This window comes from Collinsella sp. zg1085 (assembly GCF_018889955.1).
GTDB lineage: Bacteria > Actinomycetota > Coriobacteriia > Coriobacteriales > Coriobacteriaceae > Collinsella.
On record NZ_CP076545.1, the window covers coordinates 1565180 to 1586016 of the forward strand.

The 20837-nt window shown below is 54.6% G+C and carries 22 protein-coding genes; 11 read left to right on the top strand and 11 right to left on the bottom strand.

Annotated features, from left to right (window positions below; genetic code table 11):
* Positions 1-153 precede the first annotated feature (153 nt).
* The gene (locus KPC83_RS06650; RefSeq protein WP_216278472.1) at positions 154-912 is read left to right on the top strand and encodes a hypothetical protein; all 759 of its coding nucleotides are present in this window, start codon (positions 154-156) and stop codon (positions 910-912) included.
* Complete coding sequence (locus KPC83_RS06655; protein WP_216278473.1) at positions 900-1832, top strand: nucleotidyl transferase AbiEii/AbiGii toxin family protein; 933 nt, start codon at positions 900-902, stop codon at positions 1830-1832. The genes KPC83_RS06650 and KPC83_RS06655 overlap by 13 nt, the downstream gene beginning before the upstream one ends.
* Positions 1833-2024: 192 nt before the next feature.
* Here KPC83_RS06655 and KPC83_RS06660 read toward each other — a convergent pair whose 3' ends face one another.
* On the bottom strand, positions 2025-2207 hold the full coding sequence (locus KPC83_RS06660) for a hypothetical protein (protein WP_216278474.1): 183 nt from the start codon (positions 2205-2207) through the stop codon (positions 2025-2027).
* Between the two features lie 266 nt (positions 2208-2473).
* Positions 2474-3118, bottom strand: coding sequence for a class B sortase (locus KPC83_RS06665; RefSeq protein WP_216278475.1), 645 nt, complete (start codon positions 3116-3118; stop codon positions 2474-2476).
* A gap of 433 nt (positions 3119-3551) precedes the next feature.
* On the opposite strand from KPC83_RS06665, the gene KPC83_RS06670 reads away from it, so the two are divergent.
* The 6 genes from KPC83_RS06670 to KPC83_RS06695 all read left to right on the top strand — a co-directional run bounded on the left by KPC83_RS06670 (position 3552) and on the right by KPC83_RS06695 (position 10660).
* Complete coding sequence (locus tag KPC83_RS06670) at positions 3552-4121, top strand: TetR/AcrR family transcriptional regulator (protein ID WP_216278476.1); 570 nt, start codon at positions 3552-3554, stop codon at positions 4119-4121.
* A 157-nt stretch (positions 4122-4278) separates the two neighbouring features.
* Entirely contained in the window at positions 4279-6039 is a 1761-nt protein-coding gene (locus KPC83_RS06675; protein ID WP_216278477.1) for an ABC transporter ATP-binding protein, read from the top strand.
* Positions 6033-7751, top strand: coding sequence for an ABC transporter ATP-binding protein (locus KPC83_RS06680; RefSeq protein ID WP_216278478.1), 1719 nt, complete (start codon positions 6033-6035; stop codon positions 7749-7751). Before KPC83_RS06675 ends, KPC83_RS06680 begins: the two co-directional genes overlap by 7 nt.
* Positions 7748-9301 carry an ABC transporter ATP-binding protein gene (locus KPC83_RS06685; RefSeq protein ID WP_216278479.1) on the top strand — a complete coding sequence of 518 codons (1554 nt, stop codon included), beginning with the start codon at positions 7748-7750 and terminating at the stop codon, positions 9299-9301. The genes KPC83_RS06680 and KPC83_RS06685 overlap by 4 nt, the downstream gene beginning before the upstream one ends.
* A complete protein-coding gene (locus KPC83_RS06690; protein WP_216278480.1) occupies positions 9277-9987 on the top strand; it encodes an energy-coupling factor transporter transmembrane protein EcfT in 711 nt (236 codons plus the stop codon). Before KPC83_RS06685 ends, KPC83_RS06690 begins: the two co-directional genes overlap by 25 nt.
* Positions 9988-10057: 70 nt before the next feature.
* Positions 10058-10660, top strand: coding sequence for an MptD family putative ECF transporter S component (locus KPC83_RS06695; RefSeq protein WP_216278481.1), 603 nt, complete (start codon positions 10058-10060; stop codon positions 10658-10660).
* Positions 10661-10862: 202 nt separating this feature from the next.
* Here the strand turns inward: KPC83_RS06695 and KPC83_RS06700 are convergent, their stop codons facing one another.
* The 7 genes from KPC83_RS06700 to KPC83_RS06725 form a co-directional block, all read right to left on the bottom strand.
* Positions 10863-11303, bottom strand: a complete 441-nt coding sequence (locus KPC83_RS06700) for a hypothetical protein (protein ID WP_216278482.1) — start codon at positions 11301-11303, stop codon at positions 10863-10865.
* 758 nt (positions 11304-12061) lie between these two features.
* On the bottom strand, positions 12062-12601 hold the full coding sequence (locus tag KPC83_RS06705; protein WP_216278483.1) for a GNAT family N-acetyltransferase: 540 nt from the start codon (positions 12599-12601) through the stop codon (positions 12062-12064).
* Positions 12602-13179: 578 nt separating this feature from the next.
* Positions 13180-13320 carry a hypothetical protein gene (locus tag KPC83_RS07305; RefSeq protein ID WP_371819265.1) on the bottom strand — a complete coding sequence of 47 codons (141 nt, stop codon included), beginning with the start codon at positions 13318-13320 and terminating at the stop codon, positions 13180-13182.
* Positions 13321-13326: 6 nt separating this feature from the next.
* A complete protein-coding gene (locus tag KPC83_RS06710; RefSeq protein ID WP_216278484.1) occupies positions 13327-14160 on the bottom strand; it encodes a DNA adenine methylase in 834 nt (277 codons plus the stop codon).
* Between the two features lie 113 nt (positions 14161-14273).
* Positions 14274-14522, bottom strand: a complete 249-nt coding sequence (locus tag KPC83_RS06715; RefSeq protein ID WP_216278485.1) for a hypothetical protein — start codon at positions 14520-14522, stop codon at positions 14274-14276.
* 214 nt (positions 14523-14736) lie between these two features.
* Positions 14737-15468, bottom strand: a complete 732-nt coding sequence (locus KPC83_RS06720; protein WP_216278486.1) for a hypothetical protein — start codon at positions 15466-15468, stop codon at positions 14737-14739.
* A 622-nt stretch (positions 15469-16090) separates the two neighbouring features.
* On the bottom strand, positions 16091-16987 hold the full coding sequence (locus tag KPC83_RS06725; RefSeq protein WP_216278487.1) for a LysR family transcriptional regulator: 897 nt from the start codon (positions 16985-16987) through the stop codon (positions 16091-16093).
* Between the two features lie 105 nt (positions 16988-17092).
* Here KPC83_RS06725 and KPC83_RS06730 point away from each other — a divergent pair, with 105 nt between their 5' ends.
* From KPC83_RS06730 to KPC83_RS06740, 3 genes are read left to right on the top strand one after another with little or no spacing between them, the layout of a single operon-like run.
* Positions 17093-17737: an SDR family oxidoreductase gene (locus KPC83_RS06730; RefSeq protein WP_216278488.1), complete on the top strand. Its 645-nt coding sequence runs from the start codon at positions 17093-17095 to the stop codon at positions 17735-17737.
* Positions 17738-17778: 41 nt separating this feature from the next.
* Entirely contained in the window at positions 17779-18237 is a 459-nt protein-coding gene (locus KPC83_RS06735; RefSeq protein ID WP_216278489.1) for a flavodoxin family protein, read from the top strand.
* Positions 18238-18252: 15 nt separating this feature from the next.
* The gene (locus KPC83_RS06740) at positions 18253-19047 is read left to right on the top strand and encodes an aldo/keto reductase (RefSeq protein ID WP_216278490.1); all 795 of its coding nucleotides are present in this window, start codon (positions 18253-18255) and stop codon (positions 19045-19047) included.
* A 296-nt stretch (positions 19048-19343) separates the two neighbouring features.
* Here KPC83_RS06740 and KPC83_RS06745 read toward each other — a convergent pair whose 3' ends face one another.
* The gene (locus tag KPC83_RS06745) at positions 19344-20144 is read right to left on the bottom strand and encodes a nucleotidyl transferase AbiEii/AbiGii toxin family protein (protein WP_216278491.1); all 801 of its coding nucleotides are present in this window, start codon (positions 20142-20144) and stop codon (positions 19344-19346) included.
* Positions 20145-20666 carry a hypothetical protein gene (locus tag KPC83_RS06750; RefSeq protein WP_216278492.1) on the bottom strand — a complete coding sequence of 174 codons (522 nt, stop codon included), beginning with the start codon at positions 20664-20666 and terminating at the stop codon, positions 20145-20147.
* Between the last annotated feature and the right edge of the window lie 171 nt (positions 20667-20837).

The following is a 20837-nucleotide window of genomic DNA, read 5'->3' on the forward strand; positions in this document are numbered from 1 at the left end:
CGCGCTTTCTAGTTCGCGCGGTGTTCAGGTTCATGTAGAGGCAGCCATGACGGCGCGATCGGATGCGCTTTCGGGACTCACCGCGTCAATATGATTACGAATACGTATGCTTATAGGTATGTATCATACCCATTTCTGATAGAATCTCTAACCATGAAGTTTACTAGGTACATAGCGACCTACCACGTGTTCACCACCGAGGGTCTGCTCGCGGAGTCCGATTCCGAGGATTCCGCCCGGAAACAGCTCAAGCTCGCACTCGCCTCGGGAAAGGTCGAGCGCGTGCGGCGCGGGCTCTACGCCTCGCACGCGGGCAGGTTCGAGGGCATAGGCGTCGACCCCTACGAGGTCGTCACGGCTCTCGACCCAGGCGCCGTCCTCTCGTACCACACCGCCCTCGAAGCCCTCGGTGTTGCGCACAACGTCGCCTTCGAGTGCAGGTTCCGAACCGACCGCGCCAGAGCCCCATTCTCCTTCGGCGGCATCGACTACGTCCCGCACCCGGCCGACGACGCCGTGCTCAGCCGAAGGGTACGCGGCAGCGCATTCGGCAGCGCGCTCGCGACCACGCGGGAGCAGACCATCGTGGACTGCCTGAAGCACCCGGAATGGTCGGGCGGCATCGAGGAGGCGGTCAGGTCCTTTTCCGCCATGCCGTACGTGGACTCAGCGGTCGTCGCCAAGCTTGCATGCGCCGACAGCGCGTCGCTCGCCGCGAGGGCGGGCTGGCTGCTCGAAGCGAAGGCGGAGCATTGGCGCGTGCCCGAAGATGTAATCAAACAACTGCAGGAGAGGTGCGTTGGCGTGACCTCCAAACTCGACAAGCGGTCGTCCGAATCGCGCGGCTGGTCAAATAGGTGGCGCATGACGCTGCCGGAGACGGAGGAGGAGGTGCGCTCGTGGGCATCGTGAGCATGGACGAGTTCCAGCCGAGGACGGCAGACAAGGTAAACAGGCTCCTCGACATCCTCGAAGAGATGGGACAGCATCCCGACCTGCAAGGCAAGCTCGCCATGCACGGAGGCACCGCCATCAACCTCTTCATGCTCGGGATGCCTCGGCTCTCGGTCGACATCGACGTGTCGTACGTGGGCGCCGTCAACCGCGCCGCGATGCTCGCGGAACGCCCCCTCGTCGAGACCGCCATCGGGGAGATGGCGACCGCGCTCGGTTACGCTGTGAGCCCCGGGGAGGACGGCCACGCGGGAAGGACCTTCATGCTGCGCTACGGCGGAGCGTGGGGTTCCGACCACGTCAAGATCGACTGCATCTACATGAACCGCTCGCCGCTCGCCGCGCCCACGCTGCGGTCGTGCCCGCTCCGCCCGGATACCGGCGTGCTCATGTTCGGCGACGCCGAGCTCGCCGGCGGGAAGGTCAAAGCCTTCTTCGACAGGATCAAGGTTCGAGACCTCTACGACATCTCCAACCTGGGTAAGTACGCCGATGAGCTGGACGGAGATGCCGAGGCCTTCTTCCACAAGGCCGTGCTCTTCTACGCCTCGCTGTCGGCCAGGTTCCCGCTGCCGTTCGAGGGCCGCGCCGGGCGTTTCGGGGACAGGCAGGGCGAGCTGGAGGACCAGCTGCTGCCCATGCTCCGCCTGCGCGACGAGAAGCCAACACTCGCGGGGCTCATGGAGGGTGCCGAGGAGTTCGTGAGGCTCCGCGTGCTCCCGAGAGACGATGCTGAGAGGGAGTATCTGGACAGGCTCGCGGATGCGGACTACCGCCCAGACCTTCTCTTCGTGGACGCCGAAACGGCCGGCGCCGCGTCAAGGAGCCCCGAAGCGCTCTGGAAGCTGCGGAACCTCCAGAAGATGGCACGCAGATAGCGAATCGAAACATCTGTCCGACCTCGCGAGAACCCGGTTTGAGCCCACGACGTTAATGAGCGTATTCCCAAGAGCTCTATCACCGGCTACACATTCGAGTACGGCAAGGCCAACATGCTTGCCGGTGACCGTACGAGTTCTTTAGGCTGAACCCCTAGCTGAAAACAGAAGCTGTCCGACCATGACCATGTTCTATGCTTTTCTCTTCTTCAGCTTTCTTTCCGGCAGCTCCGGATACATCGCTTCCACCATATTTTGCAGCGCTATCTTGTTGTCCAAGATGGTTACCGGCAGCATGGGCTTTGCGCCTTCGTATGGGGACTCCGGCTCGCTATCCGGCATGGACTTCCTGCTGGCTTCTGTGATCTTCACCATGAAGCCATCCTCGTAAACCCCACCGAATATCCACTCCCTGTAGTGTAGAACACATACCCGCCCATCATGGGGATATTGCGTATACCCCCCCCAGATCGGACAGCTGGTCCATGATGTAGTCGGCAAGCTCCCTGTTCTTTGGCATAACCCCTCTGCTCCTTCATGCTGTGACTTGCTCACCGTTTAATCTTAACTCCAATAATTTGTTCATAATAGAATCCCTTGCTGAAAACCGGATCATCCAGCCTCCGATTTTCGCCCGGGTATTAGCCGGCGCCCATGGCAGCTGGTGTGGCATACACAACCGTGCAGGAGTTCCAGGTCTCGTAAGAACAGGTTGCGAAGGCGTACAGGTGGTCGACGTCGGTTTGTCGCTCGAGAACAACATCGCTTTGAGCCAAACATGCTGAGACGTGGTCGGCAAGCTCCCCCTCGTCTTCGAACTCCGTCTGCAGGGTTTCGTAGCTCGCGTTGACCACGTCGATCGAAGCGACCCTCAGCTCATGGCGCTGATTGTCTGCGCGGGTGTAGAGGTTAATCATCTGGTGCTCCCGCGCGTAGTCGGCGTCGCTGTAGCTCGCGAAGTCGGCGAACACGCTGCCGTCGTCCATGTGGTGGCCGTAGACGATGGTGAAGGGCTCCTCCAGGCTGCAGTCGCAGTCGACGTAGGGCGTGCCGTACCCGCCCTCGACGAGCACCGTGTTTCTCTTCACCCAGGCCGCGAGCTCGGATCTGCTGATGAACATGCCGCGCCTGGAGTTCTCGAAGCATCTGAAAGGGAGCGGGTTCGCCTTCCTGCGGGAGAGCTCTCGCACCTTGCCCTCGCTTGTCATGAGCAGCGTCGCCACGTCCTGCACTGTGGAGAAGTCCTTCTGAGGTATATGCGGTCTGTCGTATTCTGCCCTTGTCATCGCCATGTCGCCTCCTCGGCTATCGCGGTTTCCCTTCTTTGCGACATGCATCGGGGGCGCAGGTCAACGGAAAACGGAATAGGCCCTATGGGAGCTTTCAGTTTCAGCAGGTGTGCCGATATGGGGGGTTTACCGTCTCGGCCATACTTCTGTTATCCCAACAGTCAACGATGCATTCATACAGTAGGAAGCGGGACAAAGAGGCCGGCAGGAGCGCCTTGGTATTGCTAAGACACCCTAGGGGCTGAAATCCACAACGATTTGGTCTTGTGTGTCGTGGTGAACAGGCCAATCAAACGTAATACTTCAAGCTAAATGGTCGAAAATGAGCCATGCTTAGTCCTCTCCCCACTCTTTGACATTCGTTCGGCGTCGCCTAGAATGAACAATACTGAATCGATATTTAACATTGAGAGAATTTGAGGAGGAAATCATGCAGGTTCTCAAGGAAGAGGTGCGCGAGCGCATACTTGCCGCCGCCGTCCAGGTGTTCTACGAGAAGGACTTCCGCAGTGCGAAGATGCAGGATATCGCGAGGCTCGCCGACGTGTCGGCGAGCCTGCTGTACTCGTACTTCGAGAACAAGGAGAAGCTCTTTGAGGGAGTCGTTTCGTCCGTTCCCCTCGACTTCAACCGTATCGCGCGCGAGGAAGAATCTATCATTGCGGATACGCCCTCTGAGAGATACCAGATTGCCGCCGAGGGATCGCTGCTCGACATGTTGGCTCACCACAAGTTGCTGGTTATCCTGATCGACAAGAGCCAGGGTACCGCCTACGAGCATGCGAAGGACGATTTCGTCAAGAGCATCGAGCGTCATATCCGATACATGATGAACGAGCGTTCGACTCTGCACTATCCAGACCTACTTGCCCATGTGCTAGCAAGCAACTTCGTGGAGAGCCTGATGGAAGTAGCACGCCACTATAGCAGCGAGAATGAAGCTCGCGAGATGCTTGCGCTCATCGCCCAGTGTTATTACGAAGGGGTGAACTCCCTGTGACAGAACTTTCTGTCACCTCCTTTCGGATGCCCTGATACTCAATATTGAATTCTAATTCTATAATGATATAGTTAGCTATGTCGAACTGGGATAGGTCTTAATCTACTCTCAATATCGAATCTCTATTTAATATTGAAGGAGAAGAAGGAGAAATTCTATGAAAGACAAAAAGGAGTTGGTCAAGGAGATGACGGCGAAAAGCCGGCTATCTAATGCCTTGCTTCTAACCAGGGCGGTTCTTGGGCTCGTTCCCACGGTTCTCGTGATCTTCCTTGTCCACCTGTTTTTAGAAGGGACCCTCTCGCCCGCTGCGATTGCCTATGCCGCAGCGGGCATGACAGCATGTGTGGCGGGGAAGGCGGTGTGCATGTACGCAGCAACATGGAAGTCCCATCAGGCGGCGTACTCGTGCCTGACGGACATCCGCCTGCGCATTGTGCGCCATCTGAAGAGGCTCCCCCTGGGTTTCTTTCAAGTAAGAAGACCGGGAGATCTCGCGAACATCATGCGCAACGACGTGGAACAGGTTGAGGTCTACCTTGCCCACGGACTTCCCGAATCGGCCTCGGCCACTCTGTTCCCCGCCGCCGCGTTCGTCCTCATGCTTGTAGTAGACTGGCGGCTCGCCCTGTGCATGATGGCGGGCCTACCCCTCATGTGGTTCGTGAATAAGGCGGCGGCACCCGCTTGGGCGAAGGGCTTCGAGATGGTGGCTCAGTACGCCTCCCGCATGCAAAACAGCCTCATGGAATACGTCGCCAACGTAGCGGTCGTCAAGGCGTTCGGGAAGGAGGAACGCAAGACTGACGAAACCATCATGGCGGCGCGTGATTACGTGAGCTGGGCAACCAGCTCGATGAACGACGTCTCGGTTCCCATGGCGCTCATCGCGCTGTTCATGGAGTCTGGGACGGTACTTGTGCTGATTGTGGGAACGTGGCTCCTCTCCACAGGCGGCATATCCATCGAACGTCTCATCTTGGCCATGGTGCTCTCCGCAGCCTTTACGTCATCGGTGGCCAAGACGGCGACCCTGCAGCACTACCGCTTCATGTTCGACCAGGCGATGACGGGTATCGAGTCGGTGCTGGGCGTCGAGGCCGCAGACCCCGTCGAGGACTCCGAGGAGCCCCGCATGGGAGACATCGAGCTGCACGGCGTCTCGTTCTCCTACCCTCAAAGCGAGGGGGACGGCAACGAGAGGAAACGAGCCCTCGACTCGATAGACCTGGTGTTTCGCAAGGGAAGCACCAACGCGCTCGTAGGTTCCTCGGGGTGCGGGAAGAGCACGCTCGCAAGTCTGATCATGGGATTCTGGCAGCCTGACAGCGGACGCATTACAGTGGGCGGGCAGGACCTCTCCTGCCTCTCCGAAAGGCAGGTGTCAAGCTTCTTCTCCATAGTCCAGCAGGACGTGTTCCTCTTCAACCAGAGCATCGAAGAGAACATCCTCATCGGTCGGCCGGAAGCAACGCATGAAGAGGTGGTCGAAGCGGCTCAAAGGGCGCGCATCCACGACTTCATCTCCGGACTCCCGCACGGATACGCGACGGTTCCCGGCGAGGGCGGCGTCCAGCTCTCGGGTGGCGAGCGCCAGCGCATCTCGATCGCCCGGGTGATGCTGAAAGGCGCCCCCGTCATCATCCTCGACGAGGCGACGGCCGCGGTCGATGCCGAGAACGAAGCCCTTATACAAGAGGCGATAGACGACCTGTCCCGCGACAAGACCGTCGTGACCATAGCCCACCACCTGAACGCCGTTCGAGGGGCGGACCAGATCGTGGTGATGAGGGAAGGCCGTGTAGCCGGGCATGGAACCCACGAAGAGCTCATGTACACCTGTGCCCTCTATCAGGAGATGGTCGCCAGGCAAAAGCAGGTGGACAGCTGGGACATCAAGGAGGCCACATCATGGTAAGGGAGATCTTAGGGAAGATGACCCCTGCGGGTCGACGCATGATGGCCGTAAGCATCGCCGCTTTCACCATCTATGCGCTATCCAGCGTGGCGATGGCCTTCGTCGTCCTCGCAGCCATCCATTCGGTCCTGAGTGGAGCGACCGATTTCGTTTTCTACTGGGTGGCGCTCATCTGCCTTCTTCTCGTCAAGGGGGCAAGCGGCATCGTGGCCGACAAGCAGAAGCACTGCGCAGGATTCGACCTCGTTCTGGAGATCAGGATCGCCGTCGTCAGGCGACTGAAGTCGCTCTCCCTGGGCTTCTACACGGGGGAGCGCCTGGGCGAGATCGGCGACATCGTCCACAAGGACATCGACAACATGGAGATGGTGGTAGGGCACCTCTGGACGAGGATGGCAGCCGATTTTATCGTCGCGACGATCCTGCTCGCGGCCGCAATCCTCGTCGATTGGCACATGGCGCTGCTCATGGTCTCGACCCTGCCCGCCGCGCTTGCGCTTCTTGCAGCAGGATTGAGAAAGGCCCAGACCCTCGAGGGCAGATGTGGGGACGACGCGGCGGACATGACGAGCCTGTTCGTCGAGTACGTGAAGGGCATCCCGCTGTTGAAGGCCTTCGCCGAAAGCAAGACTCTCGACCGCAGGCTCGAGGCGACGGTGGCAAGCTTCGGCGAAAGCAGCAAGGCGGCGTCGCGGAACAGGGCGCTGGTCTTGTCCGCCTACAGCCTTGTAGCGGACCTCGCCTTCGTAGTCATGGCAGCGGGCGGCGCCCTGCTCGTGCAGAACGGTTCCCTGCCCCTGTTCGTCTACATCGGCTTCATCATCGCGAGCGCAGAGTTCTACAAGCCGTTCTTCGCCATGGAGTCGCATTGGATGAACTACCTCAAGGTGAGGGACAGCTTCCGCAGAATAGAGAAGATTGTCCGCGCGTCCTCTGTCCCCGAGCCCGATGAGCCGCGCGTACCTTCGTCGCACTCGATCGGATTCGACCAGGTGCGCTTCTCCTATGGAAGGGACTCTTTCGAGCTGTCCGAGGCGACGTTCACGGTTCCCGAACATACCATGACGGCACTCGTAGGCGAGTCCGGGTCAGGCAAGAGCACGTTGACCAACCTCCTGCTGAGGTTCTGGGACGTGGATGCGGGAAGCGTGAGTGTCGGCGGCTTGGACGTAAGAGACATCCCCTACGACGACCTTCTGGCCTCTATCAGCGTCGTCATGCAGGATGTGCGGCTCTTCGCCGACACCATCGAGGGGAATATCCGCATCGGCAAGGCTGATGCGACGCACGAGGAAGTGGTGGAGGCGGCCAAGAAGGCGTGCATCCACGAGTTCGTGATGTCGCTCCCACAGGGCTACGAGACGCCCATCGGGGAGAATGGCGTGGGTCTCTCAGGCGGGCAGAAGCAGAGGTTGTCCGTCGCTCGGGCGTTCCTAAAGGACGCCCCCATCCTCGTGCTCGACGAGATGACGAGCAGCGTGGATCCGGTCAACGAGGTGCTCATACAGAAAGCCGTCTCTGCGCTCGCGCAGAACAGAACAGTGCTCGTGGTGGCACACCATCTGAGCACCATCCGCTCTGCCGACCAGATAATCGTGATGCGACAGGGGAAAATCGTGCAGAGGGGCACCCACGAACAGCTCCTCGAGGAGAGCGCCGGTTATTATCGGACCCTCTGGGAACGTGGGGTCAAGACGGAGGGCCAGGCATGAGCGCCCCCACGCACATAACCCTCGACAAAGTGTCGTTCCAATACGCGGGGAAGGACGGCGATGCTATCCACAGCGTCGACCTGGATATCCATGAAGGCGAGTTCGTGCTCCTGACAGGAAGAAGCGGCTGCGGGAAAACCACGGTCGCACGGCTCATAAATGGTCTTATCCCTCATTTCTACAAGGGCGAGCTGGAAGGAACAGCAAGAGTCGGCGGAACGGAAACACGCGAGATAGGAATCGGAGACATAGGAAGGATGGTCGGCTCGGTCTTCCAGGACCCTCGCAGCCAGTTCTTCATGACCGACACGACGAGCGAGGTGGCATTCGGCTGCGTGAACGCGGGACTGCCACGCAACGAGGCCGCGCAGCGGGTCGAAAGCGCATTCCGGCGCATGAGCATCCAGCGCCTGCGGGATAGGAGCGTGTTCGAACTCTCGAGCGGAGAGATGCAGCTGGTGGCCATAGCCTCCTGTTATGCGATGGGGCCTTCCGTGTACGTCTTCGACGAACCGTCCGCAAACCTCGATATGGGGGCCGTGGAGACCCTCAGGAAGACACTATCCGAGCTGAAACGCGAGGGAAAGACCGTCATCGTTCTGGAGCACCGCCTCTTCTATCTGTCTGACCTCATCGACCGGATGGTCGTCATCGAAGACGGTGCCGTATCCCACGTATACGACGCAGCCAGTGCGCTGTCCCTCGACGACGCCACGCTCGCCCATATGGGTCTAAGGAGCTTACAGCTGAAGTCGGCGCTAAACGCTATACCCGACCACGAGCCGACCTTGTCAAAGCGTGAGAATGCGGTCTTCGAGATAAATAATCTTACGGTCTCATACGGCTCACAGCATTCGACGAGGAGCGCCGGGTCGACACCGCGCGACCCCCGCGCCATCGGCCCGCTGAGCTTCTCCGCCCGATTCGGCGAGGTAATCGGAATCATAGGGAAAAACGGTGCGGGGAAGACAACTCTGTCGCGCCTGTGCTGCGGACTTGAGAAAGAGGATAGGGGCACCGTGTCCGTAGACGGCAGGCCTCTTTCGCCAAAGGAGCGGCTGGGGCGCATCCGACTAGTCATGCAAGATCCAGACTACCAGCTTTTCTCCGATAGCGTGCTGGGAGAGCTCTCGTTGGGCGGACGGAGAGACGCCATTGCCTGTGAGCGAGCACTCAGAAGGCTGGGGCTATGGGATATGAGGGAAGCTCATCCCGCAACACTCTCGCGAGGACAGAAGCAGCGCCTCGCGATAGCATGCGCTGTCGTCGATGAGGCTGTCTCCTATTTCTTCGACGAACCGACGAGCGGCTTGGACAGGGAAAACATGGAGAGAGTCTCTTCCGCGATCCGATCGCTCGCACAATCGGGAAGCGTCGTATTCGCCGTCTCGCACGATCCTGAGTTCCTCCTCTCCGCCTGCGACCGCATCCTCCATCTGAGGGATGGGATCATCGTTGACGACTTCGCCCTTGACGGCTCGGCGCGAGAGAGGCTCTTGAGATCGCTTTGGAAGGGAGGTGTGCAATGGGGCGCTCATACAGACGCATAGACCCGCGGACAGCTCTGCTCGCAACCTGCATTCTGGGCATTGCCGCAGTGCTCTCCAACCGTCCGGAGGCAGCTCATGCGGCATGCGCTATCGGGGCTCTATGCGCGCTCGTCTCCGGGGCATGGCGGCCGTGCATCGCCCTATCTGCCGCCTATGGCCTCATAGCTGCCGTCATGGCTCTCGCCGAAGGGGCGGGCAACACGACGCTTGTAATCGCCGTGGTCATGCTGAGCTACATGGCCCAGAAGTTCGTAGTTCTGGCTCTTCTGGGCATCTCCCTTTCTAAACTGGCCTCGATGCAGGATCTTCTCGCTGCGCTGCAGTCTATGAGAACTCCGCAAGCGGTTCTCATTCCATGCATGGTCATTCTGCGATTCTTCCCAACTATACGCAGGGACGCCTCGCATCTCATGGAAAGCCTGAAGACGCGGCGCGTGCTCGCAGGAAGGGGATACGTGTTCAGACACCCTGCTCTCGCATGCGAGCTTTTGATAGTTCCGCTCCTCATGAGGAGCGTGAGGGTATCCGACGAGCTGGCGGCATCCGCGCTTGCCCGCGGCTTAGACAGCAAGACCCAAGCGACGGTGCTGCAGCCCCTGTCTTTCGGAGAGAGGGACGCCGTGGCAACCGCCTTCACTCTCCTGGCAACCGGAGTGCTTGCGTGGCTTCAATTCGGACCGCGATAGAGGGGCACAGGACGAGACTTGTCTCGTCAAACTTGTACGTCTTAAATCAGAACGGAAGAAAGGACTCATTATGAAAAAAGGCGAAACCTCGACCATAGGGACTCGAGATCTCGTATCCATTGGCGTCTTCGGAGCGCTGTCCCTCCTAATCTTCTTCGTAGTGGGAGGCATCGCGGGACTCACCGTTGTTGGGACAGTCGCCAACATACCCATCGTCTGTTTCTTCACATCGATAGCCTATCTGCTCCTTGCCGCAAAAGTCAGGAAGACCGGAGCCTTCCTCATCATGGGGACCATAAACGTGCTGCCCGGCCTGATGGCGGCAAACGTCTTCGGTGTCATCGGCAGTATCGCGGGCTGGGCCCTTGCGGAGGTGGTTGCCACGTGGATCGGGTACTCGAACAGGAAAGGTCTCGTTGCGGCTTACGCCGTCGGTTGCACGCTGCAGTCGGCGCTCTACACCCTTCCCATATACCTTTCAGCTGCTCAGTATCTTTCCGAGCGCCAAGAAATACTGCGACTCACCGATGAGACCATGGCGCAGTTCGTCGCGATGTTCTCGGGTTCCATGTACGTCGGAATGGTTGTCCTTACGGCGGTGATGAGCCTTGTCGGTGCGTTCGTCTCGCTAAAGATCATGAGGAAGCATTTTGAGAAGGCGGGGATTGTCTAAGGGATGCCTCGCAACAAGAAAGTTTCCTAAAAGGCGTTCAATTCGTGGGATCGGATGTAGTAGCTAAGGTTGGTCATTATATTGGTCTGGGGCTCAACCATCATTTTCGTCGGAACACCTCGTATCTGCAGCTTTCCAACTGCCGTATATTCAGGACCTGCATAGAGTATGCCTAGGAAGAACAATCTTGAAATGCCGATATTCATATTGCCGTGTTTGTCTTGAAAGCTTCCTTCATTGAGGATATAGACGGACGAACCCGAAGACCCCGGGAAGCACGCCATGTCAACAAGCCCAATTCTAGGGCTGTTGAAGTCATAGGCTGGATGTGATGCAGTGTAGCATGCCGGAAAAACGGAAGGTTGTTAACCTCGTCCCACAATCCGACGGGGTAACCGACCATGGTCAATTCCTCGACCGCGCGAACATCTCTCAACTTTTCTTCCGTTGCAATAATGCTCATGTCGTTCCCGATATAGAAGACATCTTTACCCGTAATTTGCTTGACAGCATTGAAGACGGGAGCTGCGAAGCAAAATGCCAAGTCGTGTGTGGGATGGAAGATCCATTGTGCCTTGTACGCAACTCGGTAACTCTCTTCGGTTGAGCCGCCCTCTTCAACCAGCTGAACGAAGAATGTCATTTCCTCGTCTGGGTTGTTGTTAATGACGTGCTTGTTAGTGATGATGGTTGGGAAGGTCTTTCCGTTTGCTTGGAAGTTGAAGTACGAACCAGTGCCACAGCTACCGTTACTAGCTGTAAGTCAAACCGTATTGAATAACAGCTGATCTGATAAACATTCGGGCTTCATACACGCACCCTTTCCATCGTTGATGATTATGCATTATCTCATGTAATGAAGGCGCAATAAGGATGAAGAAGCAGGAGAGCATGCCGGAAAAGCCGTTTGCCGCAAAGACAGGTAACCACCTCATCAATGCATGCATAGCTTATCGACTGCATCGTAGTAAACCCGTCCATAGTGGCGTCCGTTCGATGCTAATTCGGGAGAAGAGACCGATTTTAAGCCACCCGCTATTACTCCCGCTGGGATTTCGGGGAATAATCAAGTCCGCAAAGCGTATTTTTCCAGCAAAGGTGCAATTATTCCTTTCCGTCCGAATCAACGGTTGATTCGGTACAGATATGTACCCAAGCGCCATCGATAAGGCATACTGATACGCTTTGGCATCGTGACTTCGTCTATTCACTGAGAAGAGTGAACTGGGAGTACTAGTAAATTCAGATACTTACCCGTATGGGTTGCTGTTCCTCATCAAGGGTGAGTTTAAGTCTGTGTAATACGGAGGTTCTCAATGGTTTTGCAGAGGAAATCGTCGAGAACATCGAATCCAGACGAAAGATTGGCCTGATGACAACATTCTCACCCTCACCGAACGTCTAAAGCAATTTCCATCGTTCCTGGCTCAGATATGTGAAGTGCTCGGTGCGCACTTCACCAAGCAAGGGGCAATTAACGTCCTTCTCAGTATGGTGGTAGATGAACCCACACTTCTGCTGGACACGTTTCGATTTTATGTTGCCGTCGTAGTAACCGCACCAAAGAGCCGTACAGCCAAGGTTTTCAAAAGCATGTCTCTGCACCTCGCGAATTGCCTCGGGCATATATCCTTTGCCCCAGTGCGGCTCACCAATCCAAAACCCAACTTCCATCTCGGTTGACAGGATTGCGCCATGAATTTGCCTCGGAGAGGTGAGGCCGATGCTTCCCATGGGCTGTCCGTCATCTTTCAGACATACCGCGTATGTCTCCCCAGCAGAAAGGACGTTTAGGATAATCTCACGACTGTTTTCAACACTCGTATGAACAGGCCATCCAGCCATGGGACCCACCGCCGGGTTGCTGGCGTGGTGGTAAAGACGCTCAGCGTCGGACTCTTTCCAAGGCCGCAAGAGAAGCCGTTTAGTTTTAAGAATCATCGCTTATCCCCCTTAATATACTAACGCGAGCGATATGTAGTTGTGCAGTATATCGTCTGACCAACTCAGCACCAAACTTCCTGCGAGATTACCGCGAGGGCGACAGGCTGAGGCGCTTTACGTTGCAAAGAGTCCGTCATTACCTTGTTCAAGCTGTCATCTATAAACCCTTCCAAGATGTAAAACATCACAGAGAGTCAAGTTTTAAAATCGCAAATTGTGACCTTAAAAAACGAAGGTCGCAGCGGAAAAAACGCTACCTTCCCAGAGTCTTAAACGAGCAGGGCACTGCCATGCTCTCTGCCGTCCTCAGAAGCAAGACAGCAATAACGGTATGCGTCAAAATTATGAATGCCTTCGTCGAGATGCATCACTTCATCGCAGACAACGCCCATATGTTCAAGCAGATCCGTGAGGCACCGAACCAGAAGATCTTCTTCGAGGGACAAGTCTACGACGCTCGAAATCAGGCACGTGACCTTGTTCCATAGCCGATTCCTCGTCCTAGACAGCACCGAAGGCTACTTGGCAGGGGCCTCACCAGCTGTCTGCGCCAGATAATTGCTCCATCAACAAAATCACCCGTAACTTGCTCCATCAACAAAATCACCCGTAACCGTGCGTCCATTGAACGTTTCTACGGTGTTTTCCGAACCGAGAAAATCATCTAATTTCCCGCTAGCCATTAGCGCATTAATTGCGCTTGATTCAGTTGTCAAATTATATTAGCCACTGATCAGAACCTCATTCACGGCGCCGCGTTTATCGCCTTTGCTGTTTATTGAACGTTTTGCCTTAACTATTTTCAAGGAAAAGCCCTCGTACAGCTCATGTATTGCAGGACAGTCACTATTTGACTGGAGGAAAGAAATTCCCTGTTCTTTGAGTTTCAAGCACTCATCTCGCAGCCTTACTTGCTCGTCATAATTGAATCCGCCCTCGGTATAACCGGTAAATGCAGAGGTAGCAGATACGGGCATGTACGGCGGATCAAGATACACAAAGGAGCCCTGGGGTAAATTCTCGAGGGCAGCTGCGTAATCGCCACACCGGATATCAATATCACCCTGCAGGTAAGTCGAGAGAGCCATGACACCCGGCTCATTAACGATATTCGGATGCTTGTAGCGACCGTAGGGCACATTTAGCTGCCCTTGGAAGTTAACGCGAAAAAGGCCGTTGAAGCAGGTTTTATTGAGATAGATTATTCTTGCAGCGCGCTCGATATTCGATACCTGAGAAAAAGATGTATCACGATCTAGCGCTCTCACCTCGTAGTAGTAATCGCTACTGTTTTCCCTTTCATGACCTTTAAGCAGTTCTATAAGTCGTGAGGGGTGATCCCTCACCACTCGGTAAACGTTTATTAGTTCTTCGTTGAAGTCGCTTATAAGAGCCTTCTCTGGCTGCTTATCCAGCAGCACAGCTGCGCCGCCAATGAACGGCTCAACATACAGCGATGGCGAAGAGGGAATTAGAGGCGATATTTCGCTCAAAAGCTGACGCTTGCCTCCAACCCATTTCAATATCGGCTTTAGATATTTATTTTTCCTTGCCATCGCTGACCCTTCTTATTGCAGGATATTCAGAGATATCCATTTTTAAATGTAGCACCAGTCAGTGCATATCGGTTTTCCGATATGCACTGACTGCCGAGCTCTTGTGACAGCGCTTAAATGTACTTGCGCAGTTCATCCTCCGAATAGCTAAACATATAATCTTCGTCCATTCCGTTCGACATCCAGGTATCGACAGCATCAAATGGGTTCAAGGCTTTGTCCGACCTAGACGAGCGGCATTTGCGGCACCATGACTGCGGCACAGCTCCGCCATATCGATAGCCAAACAGCACTTCAATTTCTTCTCTATCGTGCGCTATCAGTCCACAATGCGGACACTCTGCATATTCGCCATAAGGCATGATGAACACCCCTTCCTGGTCGCAAAACCGCTTGCCATAATTGTAACCTACAGAGCTGTAAAGGAGTTCCGCTCAGGCCTAGCGTCAAAAAATCTAGTCAGATGACCTGGCGTCACTTCTTACTCCTTCTTTGTAATGTATCTCTTCTGATTACATGCTAGGCAGCAGATCAACAATCCAAATTCAGCCTTGTGGTGTACTAGCGCTACTAAATCTACATGTTGGGAGTATTTATTCCTCGATTTGCACACTCATTTGAAATCCACTCGACGCTTTGTCCTTTGGAATAATTTGCAACTTCGCGAATGCCTAGTTCTGGCTCAAATATTGCTTGGTAAATCCCCAGCGCTTTGACCTTCTTACCTAGCTTCGTGTCGAATTTGGAGCCGTATTTACACAAGCGATTATTTTCGGCAATCATTGCACATAGCAAGCAATCAAGAATGTATCGAAGCCTGGGTTCACCTGGATATTCAGCGGTTATCTGAAGTACCTTTTGCGTCATTTCTCTACTAATCTCCACATCTCTCTTCTGAGGAATGACTTCGTATAAATCGAGAAATGAGCTCCACACCCTTTCTCTGCCATACTTCACGGCTAAATCTCTTATTTCCTGCATATAGTCAACATCTTCTGGCGCATCGAATTCAAAGTTGACAACAGCGTACTCAACGAATGAACCGATAAAGTCTGTATTAGTGCCGGTCATTTTTTCTACTTCTATAGTTTGAAGCGAAAGAGGGTAATCATCAGGTAAAATCGTCTGTGCAGCAATGTTATCCAGTGACACCGCATGGTATACACACCAAATATCAAAAGCTCCATGAGAGTAGAGAAGAAAATCATTCTTGTCGTATTGTGCTACTACAAAAGCCGGAAGCTGTTTACCCAGACAAGGTCTGGCATGACAAATATTTCTGTATCGATAAATTTCTCTGTAGGTCATAATGCATTCTTTACTGTTTTATAAACTCATAATTGAAATAATTCTAATAGATTTATTAAATTGTAATCAATAATCTTTCCTATAAAACAGCAAGTCATTGCCCCATCTCATAGCTAAACACATACGGTAGCAAGCAGCACTATCTTGTGCGCACGGTGCACGAAACAGTATGAGTGAGAGTACTTCGATGTAATGTGCTGGGCTTTGCACTGTCAGTTAAAACTCGGACGATTTAGAGCCCTTATTAGGTATTTCTTTTTTACAAATTCAAAGAAAGTTCAAGACGGTTGCGCCAGAGTGGAAATTCAGCCCTTGTTACTTGCGCTACGCCGCAACCGGAGAGCGATTTTCGTAACGTTTTGGGTTACCCATAAAAAAATCAGTTAGATAAAAACACCTGAACCGTTTTACCAGTTCAAGTGTAAAGTTCGTGCTCGTGTGCGCAGAATTTAAGCCTACGACCTCCAACATATGAGCAAACCAAACCTTGCTAGTAGCTTCAATCGAGCCTCGAACGCTTACTCCATCAGTCAAACGCTCAGCTATGCCCAACATGCGTATAAAACCCTGCCACGATACCGAAACAAGTTGTCCCCAAATCTTTGGCAACCCCCTGATGGAGCTAAATCGCCTTCTCTACTAAAGCCGCGAATTCCCTCATGGCATTGCTTGCGCGCTTCGCGTAGAGCATCCCAAAGGGAACCCTATAGCCCCAATCCATCGGAATAGTCACGAATCCGGGATGAACTCCTTCCCATGCGTCCAGCGTCTCCATAAGAAGCGAGCGGCTCTCGCAGTAATTGAACGTCTCGATGCTGTAGAAGCGCGGTGCGTCCACGACGCTCACCTCAGGATGATAGCCCTCAATCTCGGCGCGAATAGAATCCATGACTGGAGACTCCCCGCCCCTTACAAGCATAATCGACTCACCACATAAATCATCCCAGGTAAGAAACGGTTTGCATGCAAGCGCACGCTTTCGCGGAACTGCCACTCGACAATCGTAGAATCCCAACTTGAGCACGCTGCACGCTTCATGCCAATGCGGTGCGTCGCAAGGTCCGATGATGCAATCGATATCCTCTCCAAGATGCTTGACGACATCGTCTAATTCCGTGCCGTCATCGAAGGGGACAACCTCGATACTCAAATCGCTTTCTGTACCGACACGCGCCCACACCTCCAGAAGCTTGGAAGCAGGCCGAAGAAGCGATGTTCCAACCCGGATGCGACGAGCGGCAAAGCCTCCAAGAAAGCGCGCACGTTGAAGAGACGCATCCATAATGCTCCGCGCTTGCCGCGCGCTCTCGAAATACATCCTTCCAGCCTCTGTCGGCGTAACCCCGCGGTTAGTGCGCTCAAGAAGCTCGATACCAAGCTCTGCCTCCAATGAGTCAAGCTGCTTTTTTACCGATACTGGTGTGATGTAGAGAGTTTTTGCCGCACGGGAAAAGCTCCCACTATCCACTACGGTCATAAACGTATTCACGCGCTGGTCAAGCAAGCTTACTCCCTTCATCCTTTGCATTAACTACAGACTAATACTCATTAACCAATTGAAGCATTCAACATATGACTTGTAAAGACTAGCCTTTACCTAACGCTTAAGAGAAAGGACTAAATTATGAACAAGAAAATTGTCGTCATAGGTGCAGGTCCAGGTCTTGGCAACGCAATCGCACGCAGGTTTGGCAGAGAGGACTACGAGGTCGTCCTTCTCGCCCGAAATGAGATGAGCCTCGCCACGTACCAGCAAGAACTCGAAGCGCTTGGAATCAAGGTTTCCACCTACGCGACGGACGTCACCGACATCGATGCGTTCGACAAGACAATCGAAGCCATCCAAGCTGACATGGGAGACCCCGATGTCATCGTCTACAACGTTGGAATCACTTCCCCTGACGAGGAGCCTCTCACGGCAAAGGATGTTATGCGCCACCTCGCCACAGATGTTGTCGGCGCCTACGAGACTATCGACAAGTTCGCAACCAATGGACTTGCCGCCAAAAACGGATCGATTATCCTCACAGGCGGCATCTTCGCCGAGAACCCCTACCCGGGATATGTCGCACTCTCCATGGGCAAGGCGGCGCTTCAAAACCTTGCACTCGAGAAGAACCAAGAGCTTGCAGATAAGGGAATCTTTGTCGGAATGGTCATGGTTTGCGGCGTCATCGGGGGCGACGAGCACTTCGCACCCGACAACATCGCCGACCTCTATTGGGACTTCAATGCCAAGCGCAACTCCTACGAGGTCAAGTTCGTATAACGAAACCATTAGCAAAGCGTACGGGAAGACGGAATCATATTATGAGCATCCTATTTGTGAACGGAAGTCCCAACAAACGAGGCAATACCGCAAGGCTTGCTAATACTCTTCTTGAGGGTAGAGACTTCAACACGCTCAATCTAGTGGATTATAGAATCTTTAGTTATGGTCAGCGCTTCGATAACGACCAGCTCGACGAGGTTCTATCTGCGATGAAAGACGCGGACACGATAGTTATGGGCTCGCCGGTCTACTGGCACAACCTGAGCGGAGCGGTACGAAACCTGCTCGACCGCCTGTATGAGGCATTGCCCTATGGTAGAGATGGGCAACTGTCCGGTAAAAAACTCGTTCTTCTCTTTCAAGGAGCTGCCCCCAAACCTTGGATGATTGAAGCCGGAGCGTACTCCATAAGCAAGTTCTGCGAAGTTTACGGACTTGAGTATCTGGGGGTAGCAAGTACCAAATCCGAGGCCAAAAACCTGTCAAGGTTGTTGTAGAAAATGCATGCGATGATGGAATATGTTGAACTAAAAAACGGCGTCATAATGCCGATAGTCGGATATGGTACGTATCGTACGCCTCTGCCTAAAACAAGAGAGCTTGTTTTAGATGCACTTGAAGCTGGCTACCGCCTTATCGACACCGCGCAGTGCTACGGCAACGAGTCGGGTGTAGGGAAGGCTGTAGAAGAATCCGGCATCCCACGGAGCGAGCTGTTCATAACCACCAAGACCTGGACAAACAACTATCGCGACACTGTCGCATCTATCGAGCGCAGCCTAGAGGAGCTGAGGTGCGATTACGTAGATTTGCTACTCATCCATGAACCTTCGGGCGACATCGAAGGAATCTATCGAGCACTCGAAGAAGCCTATGAAAACGGCAAAGCACGCGCGATAGGCGTAAGCAACTTCCTGGGAGAGAAACTTGAGAATCTCCTCAATACCTGCAGGATAGCCCCTATGGTCAACCAGGTGGAAACACATCCCTTGAGGCAGCAGAACAAGACGCTCACGCAATGCATGAATTGCGGCATCATCATGCAGTCCTGGTCTCCTCTCGTAGCCGGAAATCGGGATGCGCTCACAAGCGGCATCATTGAGAGCATCTCCTCAGCCCACGGTAAGACGCCCGCCCAGGTCGCGCTGCGATGGCTCGTCCAGCGAAGCATTCCCGTCATCCCAAAGTCAACGAGCATCGAGCACATGAGGGATAATCTCGACATCTTTGACTTTGAACTGACAGAATCTGACATGGAAGCTATCGCAAAAATGGACACCGGAAAGAGTCAGTTTGGCTGGTGGTAACCTATTTAGCCACCAAGCAAATAATGCCACGCCAGACAGCACGAGCAAATCGCTCTGTGCGTATTGCAGAGGCCATGCAGCTCATCCTTAATGACACATCTAAGACAAAGACAGCTGGGTGTTCAAGACTGTCATTTAGCCCAATTTCCTCTAAAGAAGCGCTGTCTCTAAATGCCGAATCATCAATTAGGTTCAACCTTGAGGATGATATGAATCGCTACCACAGCTGCCTTTACCCCGCTGCCGCACGCGCTTTGGCTTCCCAACGCGCGTAGGTTTTAGAGGCTGCGCTCCAACTACTCGAAATAGCGCAGGATGCCCGCAGTCACCTTGTCCACGTTCGCGCCGAGCCAGTTGTTGCGAGCGTTCGCGAGGTTGCGGCGGAAACGCCTGTCTCCTAGCACGCGAGCCAAGCGTGTGCACACGTCGCCGGCGCAGTTCTCACGCATGCCAGAATCGTCGTAAACGAGCACGCGCATGGCACGGTCGAAGGCGTCGGGTTCCACACCCTCGCGGCACAGTAGATAGTACACATCAAACACGTCCTTGAAGCGAGTCGAGGCAGCCCCTATGCGCATAAGGGAGCGCAGCTTCTCAGCGCACACCTGCTCCTTGCTATTGGCCATAAGAGTCATACCGTCGTCGCTCAACGCCGAATCAAACCACAGCTCGTCCTGCTCCAATGAGAGCTTATCGTGCACGCCGAGGTCGAGCTTCATCTCCATACTCGTCCCGAAACCATCCGTGACGCGCAGGTGCACGCGCTTACCGCGGTAGTCCTGATGCTTCAGGTCCTCAACAGGGGCGATGATGTCAATCCGCACGACGGAGTCCGGCGGACAGAGCGCGTTTATGAAGACACATATGCTCTCGTCGGTCATCGGGTAGCGCACAAAGTCAAGGTCTAGGTCACGCGTGGCTCTGCGCCTATCGCCTGATATCTGCTGCATGACAACGCCTCCCTTCACGGTCACGTGATCCGCCATGCGGGAAGCCGCTATCAACGTGAGGACTACGTCGCGACACGTGCGTACAGTGGCGTTCTGGTAGTCAAGCCCGTCGTCAATGTAGGCATCGCGTATCTGAGCAAGGTCCATCTAGAGCACCTCTCTCTGAAGCATGTCGAACAGGCCATCCGCCCGCGCGTACAGCGCCATGCAGTCCTCCACCTCGCGCATGTCCAGGTCGCCCGCAACCCTACGGTACGAGCCGACGAGCTCCTTATAGTAGTCGAGTGGGAACGCGCTCGCACAGCGCAGGAGCTCGACCAACATGCGCTCGCGGCTGAACACGCGGACGGGCGAACCGCTGGCTTCCATCACCTCGACGCCGACGGCCATCAGTCTCGGCTCCATGAAGTACTGCCGCACGCCCAGCCAGCAAATACGCGTGGAGTTGCGCGGTGTCGCAACGTGAATCAGTTCGGGAATCACGTCGGTAAGGCCGTGCAGATAGAAGGCGGAGTCCATGGTGAGCACGGCCTGCGGATAGAGCGTACACACCACCGCGCCGGGATCCGAGTGGCGCTCGTCGGAGTAGACCCCACGAGCGACCTTGAAAAGCGAGCTGGATTCAATCGCCTTGCCTATCTGGTAGGCAGATCCGTAGCGCTCAATCATTTCGTCGTATCCGTACAACATCCGCAATCTTCCGTCCGTATTTTACTAAATACTCACATCGTTCTATTTAATGTGAGTATTTAGTTTAATCCATGATGTCAATCGTCGCAAGGCACCATGCCGTTGAAGCGCTTTTAGCAGCGCCCTTCGCAGGCAATTGTGGAGAACTAG

What these genes read in the sequence shown, in the direction of transcription:
- KPC83_RS06650 (WP_216278472.1), top strand. Translation starts at nt 154, where the DNA reads ATGAAGTTTACTAGGTACATAGCGACCTACCACGTGTTCACCACCGAG.
- KPC83_RS06660 (WP_216278474.1), bottom strand. Translation starts at nt 2,207, where the DNA reads ATGGTGAAGATCACAGAAGCCAGCAGGAAGTCCATGCCGGATAGCGAG.
- KPC83_RS06665 (WP_216278475.1), bottom strand. Translation starts at nt 3,118, where the DNA reads ATGACAAGGGCAGAATACGACAGACCGCATATACCTCAGAAGGACTTC.
- KPC83_RS06670 (WP_216278476.1), top strand. Translation starts at nt 3,552, where the DNA reads ATGCAGGTTCTCAAGGAAGAGGTGCGCGAGCGCATACTTGCCGCCGCC.
- KPC83_RS06675 (WP_216278477.1), top strand. Translation starts at nt 4,279, where the DNA reads ATGAAAGACAAAAAGGAGTTGGTCAAGGAGATGACGGCGAAAAGCCGG.
- KPC83_RS06680 (WP_216278478.1), top strand. Translation starts at nt 6,033, where the DNA reads ATGGTAAGGGAGATCTTAGGGAAGATGACCCCTGCGGGTCGACGCATG.
- KPC83_RS06685 (WP_216278479.1), top strand. Translation starts at nt 7,748, where the DNA reads ATGAGCGCCCCCACGCACATAACCCTCGACAAAGTGTCGTTCCAATAC.
- KPC83_RS06690 (WP_216278480.1), top strand. Translation starts at nt 9,277, where the DNA reads ATGGGGCGCTCATACAGACGCATAGACCCGCGGACAGCTCTGCTCGCA.
- KPC83_RS06695 (WP_216278481.1), top strand. Translation starts at nt 10,058, where the DNA reads ATGAAAAAAGGCGAAACCTCGACCATAGGGACTCGAGATCTCGTATCC.
- KPC83_RS06700 (WP_216278482.1), bottom strand. Translation starts at nt 11,303, where the DNA reads ATGACATTCTTCGTTCAGCTGGTTGAAGAGGGCGGCTCAACCGAAGAG.
- KPC83_RS06705 (WP_216278483.1), bottom strand. Translation starts at nt 12,601, where the DNA reads ATGATTCTTAAAACTAAACGGCTTCTCTTGCGGCCTTGGAAAGAGTCC.
- KPC83_RS06710 (WP_216278484.1), bottom strand. Translation starts at nt 14,160, where the DNA reads ATGGCAAGGAAAAATAAATATCTAAAGCCGATATTGAAATGGGTTGGA.
- KPC83_RS06715 (WP_216278485.1), bottom strand. Translation starts at nt 14,522, where the DNA reads ATGCCTTATGGCGAATATGCAGAGTGTCCGCATTGTGGACTGATAGCG.
- KPC83_RS06720 (WP_216278486.1), bottom strand. Translation starts at nt 15,468, where the DNA reads ATGACCTACAGAGAAATTTATCGATACAGAAATATTTGTCATGCCAGA.
- KPC83_RS06725 (WP_216278487.1), bottom strand. Translation starts at nt 16,987, where the DNA reads ATGAAGGGAGTAAGCTTGCTTGACCAGCGCGTGAATACGTTTATGACC.
- KPC83_RS06730 (WP_216278488.1), top strand. Translation starts at nt 17,093, where the DNA reads ATGAACAAGAAAATTGTCGTCATAGGTGCAGGTCCAGGTCTTGGCAAC.
- KPC83_RS06735 (WP_216278489.1), top strand. Translation starts at nt 17,779, where the DNA reads ATGAGCATCCTATTTGTGAACGGAAGTCCCAACAAACGAGGCAATACC.
- KPC83_RS06740 (WP_216278490.1), top strand. Translation starts at nt 18,253, where the DNA reads ATGGAATATGTTGAACTAAAAAACGGCGTCATAATGCCGATAGTCGGA.
- KPC83_RS06745 (WP_216278491.1), bottom strand. Translation starts at nt 20,144, where the DNA reads ATGGACCTTGCTCAGATACGCGATGCCTACATTGACGACGGGCTTGAC.
- KPC83_RS06750 (WP_216278492.1), bottom strand. Translation starts at nt 20,666, where the DNA reads ATGATTGAGCGCTACGGATCTGCCTACCAGATAGGCAAGGCGATTGAA.